The sequence below is a fragment of the Marinomonas sp. THO17 genome (assembly GCF_040436405.1).
In the GTDB taxonomy this organism is placed as follows: domain Bacteria; phylum Pseudomonadota; class Gammaproteobacteria; order Pseudomonadales; family Marinomonadaceae; genus Marinomonas.
Map to the genome: position 1 here is coordinate 850,800 of NZ_AP031575.1, position 15,103 is coordinate 865,902.

The window sequence follows — 15,103 nt, forward strand, 5'->3', positions numbered from 1 at the left end:
AATTAAGCGCCTTGATCGTTTGCGACAAAAATATACCCAACACCACGAACCGTTTTAATTCTCGGATCACCATTTTCCAAACTACCTATTTTTTTACGCAAATTACTAATATGCATATCCAAACTACGATCGTACATGGTTAATTTACGGCCCAATGCCTTCTCAGACAATTCTTGTTTGGTTAAAACTTGACCTGGTGCCATTAACATACATTCAAGTAATGTATATTCAGAGGTTGTTAATTCAACCAGTTCACCTTCTAGATAAACAGTACGATCTTTACGGCGCAACAACACACCGGACAACTCAATATCTGCGGTTGGATCGTCTTCTTTTTCCTGGCTAGCGCGACGTAAAATTGCTTTTATACGAGCCAACAATTCACGTGGATTAAATGGCTTCGATAAATAATCGTCTGCCCCCATTTCCAGACCTAAAATACGATCAATATCATCCCCTTTCGCTGTCAACATAATAACCGGGACCGCACTCTTATTACGGATTTGTTTAAGGGTTTCGAAGCCATCCAACTCAGGCATCATGACATCCAAAATCACAATATCGGGCATGTCATTTGCCATCAACTCCAAGGCTTCACGGCCATTCCAAGCATGCATCACTTCATAGCCTTCACCATCAAAATATTCTTTTATTAAATCCGATAAGCGAGCGTCATCATCAGCCAGCAACAACTTCATCATATTTAAATCCTCTTCCACTAATCTTTATTATATCGACATAATATGCCTTCAATTCAATTGTAAAGATTACCCTAGACAGCAGCACACCCGCGCCCCTCTTTTCACACTATTTACAAAGAATACTTAATATTGAACTATGGGATTTATAACAACAAAAAAGCCGCAAAACTGCGGCTTTCTTTACAAAACAATTAAGGAAGATGTATTAACTTATTGTTTAAATGGATCACGTAAAACAATAGTTTCGTTACGATCTGGACCAGTTGAAATAATATCAACCGGCACACCAACTTGTTTCTCTAAATAAAGAATATAATCTTGCGCGTTTTTCGGCAAAGCATCAAAGCTTTCCGCACCAACAGTGGATTCACTCCACCCTGGCAACTCAACATAAGTTGGTTCAGCTTGTTCATAACCCTCACTGTCCACCAAAGAACCGGCAACAGGATTACCTTGTCCATCCGTATAACCAATACAGACTTTTACTGTTTCGAAGCCATCCAGAACATCCAGTTTAGTTAAACAGATACCCGATACAGAGTTGATTTGCACCGCATGACGTAATGCCACAGCATCAAACCAACCACAACGACGTGAACGCCCTGTTGTTGCACCAAACTCATGACCACGTTCACCTAAACGCTGACCATTTTCGCAGAATAATTCTGTTGGGAAAGGGCCAGAACCAACACGAGTTGTATAAGCTTTAGTAATTCCCAAAACATAATCCAGATACAAAGGACCAAACCCCGTACCTGCTGGTGCGCCACCTGCCGTTGTATTAGAAGAAGTCACATATGGATATGTACCATGATCCACATCCAACAAGGAACCTTGAGCACCTTCAAACATGATGTTCGCACCCGCTTTACGCAGATCGTGCAACAAGTTGATGGTATCTGCCACCATAGGACGAAGAAACTCTGCCATTTGCAGACCTTCCGCGTAAACCTCATCATAAGAAATGGCTTCAACATTGTGATATTGAGTCAAAACGAAGTTGTAGTATTCCAACACTTCTTTCAACTTGCTGGCAAAGCGCTCTGCATCCAATAAATCACCAACACGAATGGCTCTTCGAGCCACTTTGTCTTCATACGCAGGACCGATACCACGCCCCGTCGTACCAATTTTCTTCTCGCCTTTCGCTTGCTCACGAGCTTGGTCAAGGGCAATATGATATGGCAAAATCAATGGACAAGCCGCACTCACTTTTAGACGATCAACCGCAGGCACACCTTGCTCTTGAAGCTCAAGCACTTCTTTTTGCAACGCCGCTGGCGATAACACCACACCATTACCAATGATACACTGTACGCCATCTCGCAAGATACCCGAAGGAATCAAGTGTAGAACAGTTTTCTTTCCGTCGATTACCAAGGTATGTCCCGCATTATGACCACCTTGAAAACGCACAACGGCAGCAACATCTTCAGTAAGCAGGTCAACCACCTTACCCTTGCCCTCGTCACCCCATTGTGTGCCCAGAATAACAACGTTTTTACCCATAGTTTCAGGTCTCATTTAGATAGTTCTTAAAGAAAAGTCTTGTGTTAACGTGGCAGCATTTGCCATTCGCCATCCATTTGCACCAACTGGTATTGCGCCTCTTTGGCTGTGTCACCCTCCAGTGCTTCAACCACCTGATAACCTTCAGCACGAAGTGCATTCACCTTATGCCAAAGCTTGGCATCTTGACTAACAGGAGAAATCACCGTTTTTGGTTTCGCTACCACCACTTCACTGAGGCTCACCAAAGCCTTAACATCGGTACTAAAACCCGTTGCTGGACGCGAACGACCAAACACGTGACCAATGTTGTTATAACGACCACCACGAGCGATCGCATTACCATGACCCGGCACATAAGCTGCGAATACCACACCTGTGTGGTAGCTATAAGACACCAAATCACTTAAATCAAAATGCATTCCCACTGCTGGGAAACGGTTTTCTACAGACCTTGCCATGTCCTGCAAAAGCGCAATGGCATTTTTCACTGGCACTGAGATATTCGCCAACAAAGCTTCCGCTTTTTCCAACACTTCATAACCACCACACAAACGAGGTAATTGAATTAACCAGTTTGCTTGCTCAGCATTTAATGAAAGGGTTTCAACATAACGCTCAAGCTCAGGCAAATCTTTGGCACGATACAAATCAGCCAATTTAGTTTCTTGGTCTGACGTTAAACCACAGGCCGCCACCACGCCATTAACGATGTCAACATGCCCAAGATCTAGCACTAGATTTGACAAACCTGCTACAGTTAAGGTCTGTAGCATTAAAGAGAGCACTTCGATATCACTTTCAACACCACCATGACCGTATAATTCTGCTCCCAATTGAATCGGACAGCGAGTGCCATCTAAACCAGATGGCACAGTACGCAACACACTGCCGCAGTAACTCAAGCGCTGAACACCTTCTTCTTTTAGACAGTGCGCATCAATACGCGCCACTTGAGATGTAAAGTCGGCACGCACCCCCATGAGGCGACCCGACAACTGATCGATAACTTTGAAGGTTTCAATTTCTAAATCTGAACCAGCACCCGTTAATAAGGAATCTAGGTACTCTAATAGAGGAGGTATTACCAGTTGGTATCCCCAACCTTGATGGAGATTAAGCAGAGTTCTTCTTAGGTGTTCTATTTTAGCAGCCTGCTCAGGCAAAGCTTCGTCCACTCCCTCAGGAAGTAACCAGCGATCTGCTAACGTCATTCAATTATCCTCTTAGCTTCGTGTCAGCAAAAGAAGCGCTACTCCAAGAAACATACTAACCGCCCCTAGGATACGTAGATTGAGGTCGGAGCTGGCTAGAGCTCGAGCCATAATTTCACGCCAGAAATGCGGCGCGAGAAAAGGCAAAATCCCCTCGGCGATCAATAAAAGGCTGACGCCAACCAGTAGCGACTGCAACAATTCCTGCATAGATTCTCTTTATTCCGACCATTAAAAAACCGGGCCTAACCCGGTTTGTGCAATAATAACATGTTTCCTATTTTAACAAATAGGCTTAACGGACGATTATTCACGAATATCTGTCGAAGATACCCACAAAATTGCTTTCGCCTTTATGAGTACCCTCAACAAAAGAATTACTTGATACCACCTTCCGTAGAGCTATTTAAATACTTAAAGAACTCACTATCTGGTTCAAGTACAAACAAGTTCCCATTACCAACAAAGCTTTCTCGATAAGCTTGGAGACTACGATAAAATTCATAAAACTCAGGATCTTGTTTATACACTTCAGCATAAATAGCTGCCGCTTGGGCATCGCCATCACCACGAATCATTTCCGCGTCACGTTGTGCTTCAGCTTCCAGTACAACTTTTTGACGATCTGCATCAGCACGAATACCTTCCGCTAGCTCCAGACCTTTTGATCTGTGTTCTCGCGCCTCACGCTCACGCTCCGTTCTCATACGCTGATAAACAGACTCACTAACATCTGGTGGAAGATCGATTCGCTTAACACGGATATCGATAATAGAAATACCCAATTCATTTTGTGCGACTTTATTTAGGTCATCACGCAATTCTGTCATGAGCAAATCACGCTCTCCAGACACCACTTCGTGCATGGTTCGCTCACCAAACTTGTTACGCAAACCTGTATCTACTCGTGAAGACAAAACACGGTTAGCAACAAACTCATCACCCGAAGTGGCTTGATAGAACTTAGCAACCGAATCAATTTTCCATTTTACATAAGAATCTACCACTACCGCTTTTTGCTCCAAGGTCAAGTAACGTTGTGGGCGTGAATCCATCGTCAGAATACGCGCATCAAACTTCTTCACCTCGTTCATAATGGGCAGTTTGAAATGTAAGCCTGGCTTGACATCATCCTCAACAATTTCACCAAATCGCAACACCACTGCACGTTCAGTTTCTTTCACAACATACAGAGTCTGAGAAGCAACCAAAACCACCAACAGGACGACAAATAAAACGACAAAAGAAAAACCTTTCATTAATTTCTGCCCTCTCTACGAACGGTTACACCTTGACGCTTACGCAACTCATTTACTACTTGATCCGCTAAGCTACTGATGTCTGAAGAACCTAAGCTACTTGTATCTCTAGCAGAGGTGGCCGCTTGCTTCATAAGCTGATCCAAAGGCAAATACATCATATTGTTGCCACCTTCCGTATCAACCACCACTTTATTCACGTCTTTGTAAACAGACTCAACCGTTTCGATATACAAGCGACGACGAGTCACTTCAGGCGCTTTGGTATATTCGCGGTACAATCGATCAAAACGATCTGCTTGACCACTGGCTCGAGCGATAATTTCGGAACGGTATGCTTCCGCTTCCTCTCGAATACGCTGTGCACGACCACGTGCTTCAGGAATCACACCATTGGCGTAAGCCTCAGCTTCATTTTTCACCCGTAACTCATCTTCTTTGGCCTTGATTACATCATCAAACGCTTCTTGAACTTGTGTAGGCGCTTGTGTGTTTTCAACGTTGACTTTCGAAATCAACAAACCAGTACCGTAAGCATTACTGTAATTCTGAATACGTGTTTTCACTTCATCAGCCAACAGCTCACGACCTTCTGTCAGAATCTGTCCCATCTGTGAACTGCCCACTACATGGCGTAAAGCACTCTCTGTCATTTGCGCCAAAGACTCTTCAGGATTGCGCACATTGATCAAAAAGTCTTTTGGGTCTTGTACTGAGTATTGAACTGAAACGCCCACTTCTACAATGGCATCATCAACCGTCAACATAAGCGCTTTGTGATCATGAGAACGTACTTTGGTTACGTTCACTTTACTCACGCTGTCAATTAAAGGTGGATTCCAATGTAAGCCTGGCATCACAGTGCTATGGTATTTACCAAGACGCAGAACCACACCGCGCTCTTGTTGGTCAACCTGATACACACCCGTTGCCGCCCACAAAGCAAATAAAGCCAATAGCACGATAACCACTAAGCCACCGCTGAACTTGCCAGAGAAACCTGAGCTGCCATTACTGGAACCGCCACCTTTACGAGATTTTTTCACCCCTAACATGTCCATCAATTTATTAAAGGCTTCATCAAGGTCTGGTGGACCTTGTTCCTTACCTCCTGATGGACGGCCCCAAGGATCATTACCTTTTTCTTTATCGCGACCTTCATCTGGGCGACCAGTACCATTACTACGGTTTTTATCTGGATTCCATGGGTCGTTGTCGTTATTACCCGGTTCATTCCAGGCCATACTACATCTCCACTTTATTTTAATGATAATTCCAGTTACCTATGCGGCTTCTATCTGCTCTTCAGACATACCAACACGGGCCAAAATCTGTAAATAGTCTTTCTTTGGTAGCTTCACATCCAACACAAAGCGACCATCGTCATCAAAGCTTTCTGACTTTACCGCGCCTTGTTCAAACAACATAGCACGTAAGCGCCCATAATGACTTGGCAAACGCAATGTTTCACTGAATACGTCCACCGCCAGCAACTCAGCGATGGCCTGTTTTAGCAAATCCATTCCATCTCCGTCACGTGCAGACAACCAAACTCGACGAGGGTTCCCTTGTTCGTCTCTATCTATACGTGGCTCAGCGGTAGAAAGTGCATCAATTTTATTAAAAATCAGTAAAGTCGGCACGTCTTTGGCACCAATTTCTTCTAACACGTCATCCACATGCAGCATATTATCGTCACGAGACACGTCAGCCGCATCAACTACATGCAATAGCAAATCTGCCTCTGCAGACTCTTTCAAAGTCGCTTGGAAAGCATTAATCAAACGATGAGGCAAATGTCGAATAAAACCAACGGTATCCGCTAACACTACGGAGCCGATCTGCTCTAAATCCAAACGACGTAGAGTCGGATCCAAGGTCGCAAACAATTGATCTGCTGCATAGACTTCAGAACCCGTCACACGATTAAACAAGGTAGACTTACCGGCGTTGGTATAACCCACTAAAGAGACAGTTGGTACCGCTGAACGAGAACGAGAACGTCGGCTCTGGTCACGCTGTGTACCCACTTTATCTAAGCGTTTTTGAATGGATTTTATTCGCACACGCAATAAACGACGGTCGGTTTCCAACTGGGTTTCACCCGGCCCACGCATACCGATACCGCCTTTTTGGCGCTCTAAGTGAGTCCAACCCCGAATAAGGCGAGTAGACATGTGCTGCAACTGGGCCAGTTCAACTTGCAGTTTACCTTCATGGGTACGTGCACGTTGCGCAAAGATATCAAGAATCAGACCAGTACGATCTAATACTCGACACTTCAAAACACTTTCTAAATTACGTTCTTGAGATGGCGATAAAGCGTGATCGAACAATACCACTTGGGCTTCTTCCTGATCCACAATATCTTTAATTTCATCCAATTTTCCGCTGCCAACAAAATATTTAGCATCGGGGCGCTGACGGGACCCTGTCACCACTGCCACAGGGTCAGCACCAGCCGATATAGCAAGCTCAACAAACTCTTCTGGACCATAGCTTTCATTTTGATCATGAAAATCAATGTGAACCACAACAGCAATTTCACCACTATCTGGGCGTTCAAAAAACAATCTAGTATTCCTCTGTTTGCCTTATCTCAGACAAACTATTCAGCGGCATCTTCCGGCTGATCAGGAGACGGGATGCGAATTGTACGAGAAGGCACTACAGTTGAAATAGCATGTTTATATACCATTTGGCTCACTGTGTTCTTCAAAAGAATCACGAACTGATCAAATGATTCAATTTGGCCTTGAAGTTTAATCCCATTCACAAGAAAGATTGACACAGGTATTCTTTCCTTGCGTAGAACATTTAAGTAAGGGTCTTGTAATGATTGCCCTTTTGACATCGGAATCTCCTTAAAAAAAGCGAAAACTAAAAATTAAATATTGAAAAAACAATACCGTAGATACTACACCAAAATTTTTATTATTTCCCCTATATAATCCTGCTTTCTGTATAATTCAAGACTTGTGAGACAAGATCTTGCGACAAACTGTCAAAAATCCTCAGATCCTCCCAACCTCGCAACCAAGTCAGCTGTCGCTTCGCTAGCTGACGCGACGCGACCACTCCTTTAAAGATAGCATCTTCTAATAAATCGTCACCGTCTAAATACTGCCAAAGTTGCCGATAGCCGACACAGCGCATGGATGGCATTTCACTGGTCAAATCACCACGTCGGTATAACGCTTCAACCTCAGCTAAAAAACCTTGCTCCATCATCTGATAAAAACGCTGCTCAATACGTTCATGTAATACGCTTCTTTCTTTGGGCATAACCGCTATATTAATCATGTTAAATGGTAAAGCCATTTTTTCCTGTTCTGCCCACCATTGCGTCATGGTTTTTCCCGTTAAACGGTAGACCTCCAACGCACGCTGTAATCGTTGCGGATCATTGGGATGAATGCGCGCCGCTGCAGCAGGGTCCACTTCAGCCAGTTGTGCGTGCAAAGCCCCCCAACCAAGCTGAGCGGCTTCCGCTTCTATCTGTTGACGTAATGCGGCATCGGCTTTGGGCATATCGGCCAAGCCTTTTTGCAACGCATTGAAATACATCATGGTTCCGCCAACCAGTAATGGTTTTTTCCCTTTTGCCAAAATATCATCAACATGGGCTACGGCATCGACCACAAAATCCGCCGCTGAGTAAGACTCAATCGGATCAATAATATCAATCAAACGATGCGGCGCTCTAGCCAGTACTTCAGCCTCAGGTTTTGCCGTACCTATATCCATTCCTTTATAAACCAAGGCCGAATCAACACTAATGATCTCAAAACCATGCTGTTCAGCCAGTTCTACCGCTAAGCCAGTTTTTCCTGAGGCCGTCGGCCCCATTAAACACAATACATTTGGCTTAGCCATGTTAGCGACCCCGTAAAAATAGTTTATCTAAATCAGACATACTTAAATATGCCCATGTCGGTCGTCCGTGGTTGCATTGCCCACTGCGTTCCGTGATTTCCATATCACGCAGTAAACTATTCATTTCTTCTATGGTCAATTTACGATTGGCACGCACTGCACCGTGACACGCCATAGAAGCCATCAACTCATTCGCTCTTGACTCCAATAAATCCGAGACTCCATTGGTTGATAAATCACTGATCACGTCACGCACTAAATTCTCCACATCCCCTCGTATCAGAATAATAGGCACTTCTCTTACCATGACGCTTTCCAGGCCAGTTCGCTCGACTTGAAAACCGAAAGCCTCAAATACGTGACCGCTCTCCTCGACCAGATCTGCCTCACTTTGTGACACGGAAATATTGATCGGTACCAACAAGGGTTGAGTCGCAATGCTTTTTTCATAGAAAGCATTTTTCATACGCTCATACACTATGCGCTCGTGAGCTGCATGCATGTCCACGACAATTAAACCTTGCTCACTTTCAGACAAAATATAGACACCATGAATTTGCGCCACGGCATAACCCAAGGGCGGCACTTTTTGATAATCCTTTTCCGCCACATGGTCAAAAGGGGTTACCGATGACGCCGTCGCTACCTGAGTCACTTCGCCAGTTTCAGGGTCTATCTGCTCAACGAATGGTGAACTTGATGAGGTAAAACCCTCTGCGTATCCAGAAAAACGCTGTATGCCATTTAACTGACTACGAATGGAATCTCCAGATGGATTTTGAGCATTATTTTGCGAACTCTTTTGAAAATCTGTTTGACGCATCCAATCCATTCCAGAAGAAGGACGATTGGCTAAAGGCAAAGCCGATTGTTCAGACAGTTGCGAATTCACTGCCGCTTCATTTTGATAATCCGTTACACCCGTTGGAGCCGCTTCTGATTCTGGACGCACATCGGCAATGGCTTTATGGATACGACTAAATAAAAAGTCATGTACTAGACGACCATCACGAAAACGTACTTCATGCTTGGTTGGATGCACATTGACATCCACAGTGGAAGGATCCAGCTCTAAATACAACACAAATGTTGGATGTCGACCGTTATACAAAACATCCCGATACGCTTGTCGCACCGCATGCGCCACCAACTTATCTTTAACCACTCGGCCATTGACAAAGAAATATTGTAAATCCGCTTGTGAACGAGAAAAGGTTGGCAGCCCTATCCAGCCCCATAAGCGCAAACCAGCCGCTTCCACATCTAATGTCAGAGCATTTTCAATGAACTTCTTACCTAACAAGGTGGCCAATCTGTGTTCCGCGTGCAACTGATCCGTCACTGGTCGAAGATCATATACCTGTTTGCCATTATGACTTAAACGAAAACCAGTCTCATAACGACTCAGCGCCAAACGTTTGACCACTTCCTCTAGGTGAGAAAACTCCGTTTTTTCAGTACGCAAAAACTTACGGCGCGCTGGTGTATTAAAAAACAAATCACGTACGTCAATGGTGGTACCTTGTGGGTGGGAAGCCGGTCGAATCGCCGCGGCCATCTCCTTGCCTTCTGCTTCAACACGCCAAGCTTCACTCTCATCTTCTGCCAACGAGGTCAAATGCATACGAGAAACCGAACTAATACTGGCCAAAGCTTCACCACGAAAGCCCAGAGTAGACACAGCTTCCAAATCATCCAAGGTGACAATTTTGCTGGTGGCGTGACGACTCAACGCCAAGGACAGATCGTCTTTGACAATACCAGCACCATTGTCGCGAATTTTTATGCGTCTTACGCCTCCCTGCTCTACATCAATGTCCAATTGAGAAGCACCAGCGTCCAAGCTGTTCTCCAGCAATTCCTTAACAACGGACGCTGGTCGCTCAACCACTTCACCTGCAGCAATTTGGTTGGCAAGACGAGGAGATAAAAGATGAATTCTTTTCATTAACGACCTTTTGTAGTTTGTCCCTAAAAGATAGGCAATGTTGTTATCCGGCTGGAATGACGAGCTTCTGGCCCACCCAAATAACATCATTCTTTAGGTTGTTGGCTTTACGCAGTACGCCTAAGGATACCTGATTACGACGTGCAATTTTTGATAAGGTATCACCTTTGCTTACGGTATAAATGTAATCGGAATGTTTTTTCTGCTTCCAAGCAACCAAGGTACCTTCTGGCGCATTCTTGGTGTAGTAATCAATCACGCCCTCAGCAATCGCGGCTGCCAACTTAACACGATAAGTGCGACTGGATAAATTTTTGGCTTCCGTTTTATTTGACACAAAGCCTGTTTCCACCAATATGGAAGGTATATCAGGCGATTTTAACACCACAAAACCCGCCTGCTGAACGGTATTCTTATGCAGCTTAGCAACATTTTTCATTTCACCTAGAACACTTTGCCCTATGTTCAAACTCATTTGAATGGTCGAGTTCATTGACATATCGAGCAAGACTTCTGCCAAAAGTTGGTCTTTATCATCCAGTGAGATCCCCCCCACTAGATCAGCCGCATTTTCTTGCTGAGCCAACCAACGACCCATTTCTGAAGTTTTACCGCTTAACGATAAGGCCCATACTGAAGCACCGCGAGCGCTAGGTTTCGTAAAGGCATCAGCGTGTACCGAGATCATCAAATCCGCATTTGCTTCACGCGCCACTCGTGATCGATCCCGCAATTTTAAAAATACATCTGTAGAGCGAGTCATGACGGCTTTAAAACCCTCAACCTCATTAATGCGCCTGGCCAACTCTTTACCTATGGATAATACAATGTCTTTTTCACGCACCTTGTATTGGCCCAGTGCCCCAGGGTCTTTACCACCGTGCCCCGGATCAATGGCAATAACGATGTCACGTTTTTCTTGCGATAAATTGGCCAAACTTTTCACAATGGTCGCAGGCTTTTTTTCACCGTATTCCAGCTCCACCATAATCCGCGGTCCATAGGTTTGGTTGGCTGCCAGCTCAGTACTTTTGGCTCGTGCAGCTTGCGCGAGATCCAATACAAAACGTACACCATCGTTGCGCTTAGCATAACGTACTCTCATCAACACATCTGACGATAAGGCGGATAAGTTATTCACCACTGCATTACTCAAATGAGCATCGCTTATGTCTACCACAACACGATCAGGATTGGAGAGCGGAAAGACTCGATGAGTAGATTTTTCAGATAACTCAAATACCAAGCGCGTTATTCCATCTTGCTGCGCAACTCGAATATCACGTACCTCAGATGCGACAACTTCCATAGACAGCATGGACGCCATCCAGAACAGAAAAATACTTAGTAAAGTTTGAAATTTAGTTTGCATATCAGACAGCTAGCAATATATATGAGACACACTATAACGGCTGAACCTATGGATCTCAATCAATCATAGAGTAAAGAATTTGACAGCTTAGCTTGCCAGGCTCGTTTGCCATTGCGTCATAACATGATCACCTTTATCAGTAAGGGATTTAATCAGCACATGTCGACCCTGGCGAATTAAGGAGAGGTGTACCACAAGATCGGCAGCTGGCAAAATACCTTGCCCCATTTCAGCCCATTCTATTAAACACAAACTCCGTTCGTTAAAATAATCTCGGATCCCCATGAATTCGAGTTCTTCAGGGTCCGCAACACGATATAAATCAAAATGATATACCTCTAAATCGGCTATCTCATAAGGCTCAACTATCGTGTAAGTGGGACTTTTTACTGGACCTTGGTAACCCATACCACGCAAAATTCCTCGTACCAGGGTCGTTTTCCCCATCCCTAAGTTACCTTCTAAATGAACCACACCACCTTGCAGCAAAGCAGCAGAAAACTCAGCGCCAAAAGCTTCCATATCCACTTCACCATAAATTTCTCTTTCTATTTGCATTCTTATATTAACCCTATATACCCGCACCTTTCTCTTCAACTGTGCAGAGTTATTCAAAACTCAGACAATTCTAATACACAAGACTTTTGAAACAAGCTCCGTTAGCGCATAATCGAATATTTTTGGACCGTTTCAATTAAGGCGTTTTATGGATTGGTTTCTTATTGGCTTAATCGCCATCGCAGTTTTCATTACAGGCATTTCAAAAGGCGGCTTCTCTGGTGCATTTGGCATTATTGCCGTGCCACTAATATCACTACAAGCCTCTCCAGTTTACGCCGCCGCCATCATGCTACCCATCTTATGTTTAATGGACATTTTTACCGTGCAAAAGTTTTGGCAAAAATGGAATAAACAGGAATTAATTAACTGTATTCCCGCCGCCATTGCTGGTGTGATCCTTGGTGGATTAACCGCATCATGGTTCTCAGCTGATTGGTTAAAACTCTTAGTAGGTATTATTGCAGTTGGTTTCAGTATCAATTCATGGCCGCGTCATAAGAGCACATCAACTAAGCGCCCTCTGAGTAAATTCGTCGGCAAATGCTGGTGTGTATTGAGCGGCTTTACCAGTTTTATCGCCCATGCTGGCGGGCCACCTTTAAGTGTTTATTTGCTGCGCGCCAATCTAGACAAAACCCAATACGTCGCCAGCGCTGCCGTCATCTTCACAGCCATAAACTATGTGAAACTCATTCCTTACAGCATGCTAGGACAACTCAATACAAGTAACATACTCGTATCTTTATGCTTCGCCCCACTCGCTTATCTCGGTGTACAACTGGGGGCTTGGTTGCACTATCGTATTTCTACAGGTTTGTTCTTTAAATGCATGTACAGTTTCTTATTTTTAACAGGTTGGAAGCTCATATGGGACGGCACTATTGCCTTATTCTAACCCCCAAAAAGCACTTAAAAAAATACCGCCCTTTAAAGAGCGGTATTTTTCATCATCTTACCTAAAAAGTGCTGCTTACAGAGCCAGTCCAAACATGGTTTTACGGTAATGCTTTAATTCATCTATGGACTCCAAAATATCATCCAATGCCAGATGGGCGCCAGATTTACTAAAACCTTCTAAAGCTTCTGGCTTCCAGCGACGAGCCAACTCTTTAATAGTACTCACATCCAGATAACGGTAGTGAAAGTAGGCCTCCAAGTTAGGCATGTAACGGTATAAGAAGCGACGATCCTGACCCACACTGTTACCACAAATTGGCGAAGCGCCTGCGGGAACATATTTCTCAAGAAAAGCAATGGTCTGTGCTTCCGCTGCTGCCATATCGATCTCAGACGATAAAACGCGTGCCGTTAAGCCTGACTCTCCATGATGTTGTGTACACCACTCATCCATGCCATCCATTACGGATTTGTCTTGATGTATCGCTAAATTAGGCCCTTTAGCCAGCAGATTCAAATCTTTATCTGTTACCACTGTGGCAATTTCAATGATGGTGTCTTGCTCAGGATCCAAGCCCGTCATTTCTAGGTCAATCCAGATTAAATTGTCTCTATTCAAACTCATACTCACTCAAATCCTTTATTATCAATGCCAAGCATTATACTCTATGCGCCTTACTATAGGATCAGAAAAGACGAATGTCGAAGCGAAAACTCACCAAACAACAAACTTGGCGCATTGAAAAAATTCAGCAAGAGCGCGTCGAAAGAACCAAGAAACGCAGTAACAAAGCAGAAGAATTGTTGCAATCTTCTGATCTTGGTCCTGAAACACAAGGCATGGTGATTTCTCACTTCGGCACTCAAGTGGAAGTGGAAGGCACTCAAGAGCCTTTTATTGGTGTCACTACTCGCTGCAACCTACGTGCAAACCTTGGTCAATTGGTAACAGGAGACCAAGTCATTTGGCGTCCTAAACAACAAGAAGGTGGTGTGGTAGTGGCCACCACGGAGCGCCATACCTGCTTGTCACGCCCCGATATGCACGGCCGTCTAAAACCGGTCGCCGCCAACATTGATCATATTGTGATTGTGATTGCCGCTGAACCTGTGGCGCATGCTAACTTGATAGATCGTTATTTGGTCGCAGCCGAAACCGTTGGTATTCCTCCGGTTATCTTGTTAAACAAGTGCGATTTAATCAATGACACTAACCGTGATGATTTGCAAATCCTAATGGCAACTTACCAGCAGCTTGGCTATCAAATCATTCGTACTTCCACTAAAGATCAAGCTGGAATGGAGTCCCTTTATCAATTTCTACAAGGCAAAACCAGTGTTTTTGTGGGTCAATCCGGTGTCGGCAAGTCGTCATTAATCGGCACCCTATTACCCGGCATTGAAATCAGCGTAGGTGAATTATCTCAAAAACGTAAAAAAGGCACTCACACCACAACAACCGCTCGTTTATTCCATATGCCAAAAGGTGGTGATCTCATTGACTCACCCGGCATTCGTGAGTTCGGTTTATGGCACATTAGTGAAGATGAACTGCTCAACGGTTTTATCGAGTTTCGTCCTCATATTGGCTACTGTCGCTTCCGTGATTGCGCCCATGAAAAAGAGCCAGGCTGCGCTATCTTAGAAGCGCTTGAAAAAGGTGAGATTAGCCAACACAGATTTGAAAGCTACTTAAGAATCAAACAATCAATTCAAGACAATCAAAACAACTATTAAATGATTCAATAAAAGGATACAAAAAAACG

The 15,103-nt window shown here is 44.2% G+C and carries 15 protein-coding genes; 2 read left to right on the forward strand and 13 right to left on the reverse strand.

Annotated elements, in window-relative coordinates; all coding sequences use genetic code 11:
• Window positions 1–2: 2 nt before the first annotated feature.
• From ABXS85_RS04015 to tsaE, 12 genes are all read right to left on the reverse strand, one after another.
• A complete protein-coding gene (locus tag ABXS85_RS04015; RefSeq protein ID WP_353668748.1) occupies window positions 3–701 on the reverse strand; it encodes a response regulator transcription factor in 699 nt (232 codons plus the stop codon).
• 210 nt (window positions 702–911) lie between these two features.
• Window positions 912–2,210: an adenylosuccinate synthase gene (locus ABXS85_RS04020; protein WP_353669751.1), complete on the reverse strand. Its 1,299-nt coding sequence runs from the start codon at window positions 2,208–2,210 to the stop codon at window positions 912–914.
• A 44-nt stretch (window positions 2,211–2,254) separates the two neighbouring features.
• Window positions 2,255–3,424 carry an ATP phosphoribosyltransferase regulatory subunit gene (locus tag ABXS85_RS04025; protein ID WP_353668749.1) on the reverse strand — a complete coding sequence of 390 codons (1,170 nt, stop codon included), beginning with the start codon at window positions 3,422–3,424 and terminating at the stop codon, window positions 2,255–2,257.
• A 12-nt stretch (window positions 3,425–3,436) separates the two neighbouring features.
• Window positions 3,437–3,634: a DUF2065 domain-containing protein gene (locus tag ABXS85_RS04030; protein WP_353668750.1), complete on the reverse strand. Its 198-nt coding sequence runs from the start codon at window positions 3,632–3,634 to the stop codon at window positions 3,437–3,439.
• Window positions 3,635–3,801: 167 nt separating this feature from the next.
• Complete coding sequence (hflC, locus tag ABXS85_RS04035; RefSeq protein ID WP_353668751.1) at window positions 3,802–4,683, reverse strand: protease modulator HflC; 882 nt, start codon at window positions 4,681–4,683, stop codon at window positions 3,802–3,804.
• On the reverse strand, window positions 4,683–5,927 hold the full coding sequence (gene hflK, locus ABXS85_RS04040) for an FtsH protease activity modulator HflK (RefSeq protein WP_353668752.1): 1,245 nt from the start codon (window positions 5,925–5,927) through the stop codon (window positions 4,683–4,685). The genes hflC and hflK overlap by 1 nt, the downstream gene beginning before the upstream one ends.
• A gap of 39 nt (window positions 5,928–5,966) precedes the next feature.
• Window positions 5,967–7,256: a ribosome rescue GTPase HflX gene (gene hflX / locus ABXS85_RS04045; protein ID WP_353668753.1), complete on the reverse strand. Its 1,290-nt coding sequence runs from the start codon at window positions 7,254–7,256 to the stop codon at window positions 5,967–5,969.
• 35 nt (window positions 7,257–7,291) lie between these two features.
• Window positions 7,292–7,537 (reverse strand): RNA chaperone Hfq, encoded by a 246-nt coding sequence (gene hfq, locus ABXS85_RS04050; protein WP_353668754.1) that lies wholly within the window; start codon window positions 7,535–7,537, stop codon window positions 7,292–7,294.
• 89 nt (window positions 7,538–7,626) lie between these two features.
• Window positions 7,627–8,559, reverse strand: a complete 933-nt coding sequence (gene miaA / locus ABXS85_RS04055) for a tRNA (adenosine(37)-N6)-dimethylallyltransferase MiaA (protein WP_353668755.1) — start codon at window positions 8,557–8,559, stop codon at window positions 7,627–7,629.
• Between the two features lies 1 nt (window position 8,560).
• A complete protein-coding gene (gene mutL, locus ABXS85_RS04060) occupies window positions 8,561–10,507 on the reverse strand; it encodes a DNA mismatch repair endonuclease MutL (RefSeq protein ID WP_353668756.1) in 1,947 nt (648 codons plus the stop codon).
• 43 nt (window positions 10,508–10,550) lie between these two features.
• On the reverse strand, window positions 10,551–11,879 hold the full coding sequence (locus ABXS85_RS04065; RefSeq protein WP_353668757.1) for an N-acetylmuramoyl-L-alanine amidase: 1,329 nt from the start codon (window positions 11,877–11,879) through the stop codon (window positions 10,551–10,553).
• Window positions 11,880–11,966: 87 nt separating this feature from the next.
• Window positions 11,967–12,437 carry a tRNA (adenosine(37)-N6)-threonylcarbamoyltransferase complex ATPase subunit type 1 TsaE gene (gene tsaE / locus ABXS85_RS04070; RefSeq protein WP_353668758.1) on the reverse strand — a complete coding sequence of 157 codons (471 nt, stop codon included), beginning with the start codon at window positions 12,435–12,437 and terminating at the stop codon, window positions 11,967–11,969.
• A 148-nt stretch (window positions 12,438–12,585) separates the two neighbouring features.
• Between tsaE and ABXS85_RS04075 the strand changes: the two genes are divergently transcribed.
• Window positions 12,586–13,335 carry a sulfite exporter TauE/SafE family protein gene (locus tag ABXS85_RS04075; protein WP_353668759.1) on the forward strand — a complete coding sequence of 250 codons (750 nt, stop codon included), beginning with the start codon at window positions 12,586–12,588 and terminating at the stop codon, window positions 13,333–13,335.
• A gap of 75 nt (window positions 13,336–13,410) precedes the next feature.
• Here ABXS85_RS04075 and orn read toward each other — a convergent pair whose 3' ends face one another.
• Window positions 13,411–13,962, reverse strand: coding sequence for an oligoribonuclease (orn, locus tag ABXS85_RS04080; protein ID WP_353668760.1), 552 nt, complete (start codon window positions 13,960–13,962; stop codon window positions 13,411–13,413).
• A gap of 74 nt (window positions 13,963–14,036) precedes the next feature.
• Here orn and rsgA point away from each other — a divergent pair, with 74 nt between their 5' ends.
• Complete coding sequence (rsgA, locus tag ABXS85_RS04085; protein ID WP_353668761.1) at window positions 14,037–15,074, forward strand: small ribosomal subunit biogenesis GTPase RsgA; 1,038 nt, start codon at window positions 14,037–14,039, stop codon at window positions 15,072–15,074.
• The last annotated feature ends 29 nt before the right edge of the window (window positions 15,075–15,103 follow it).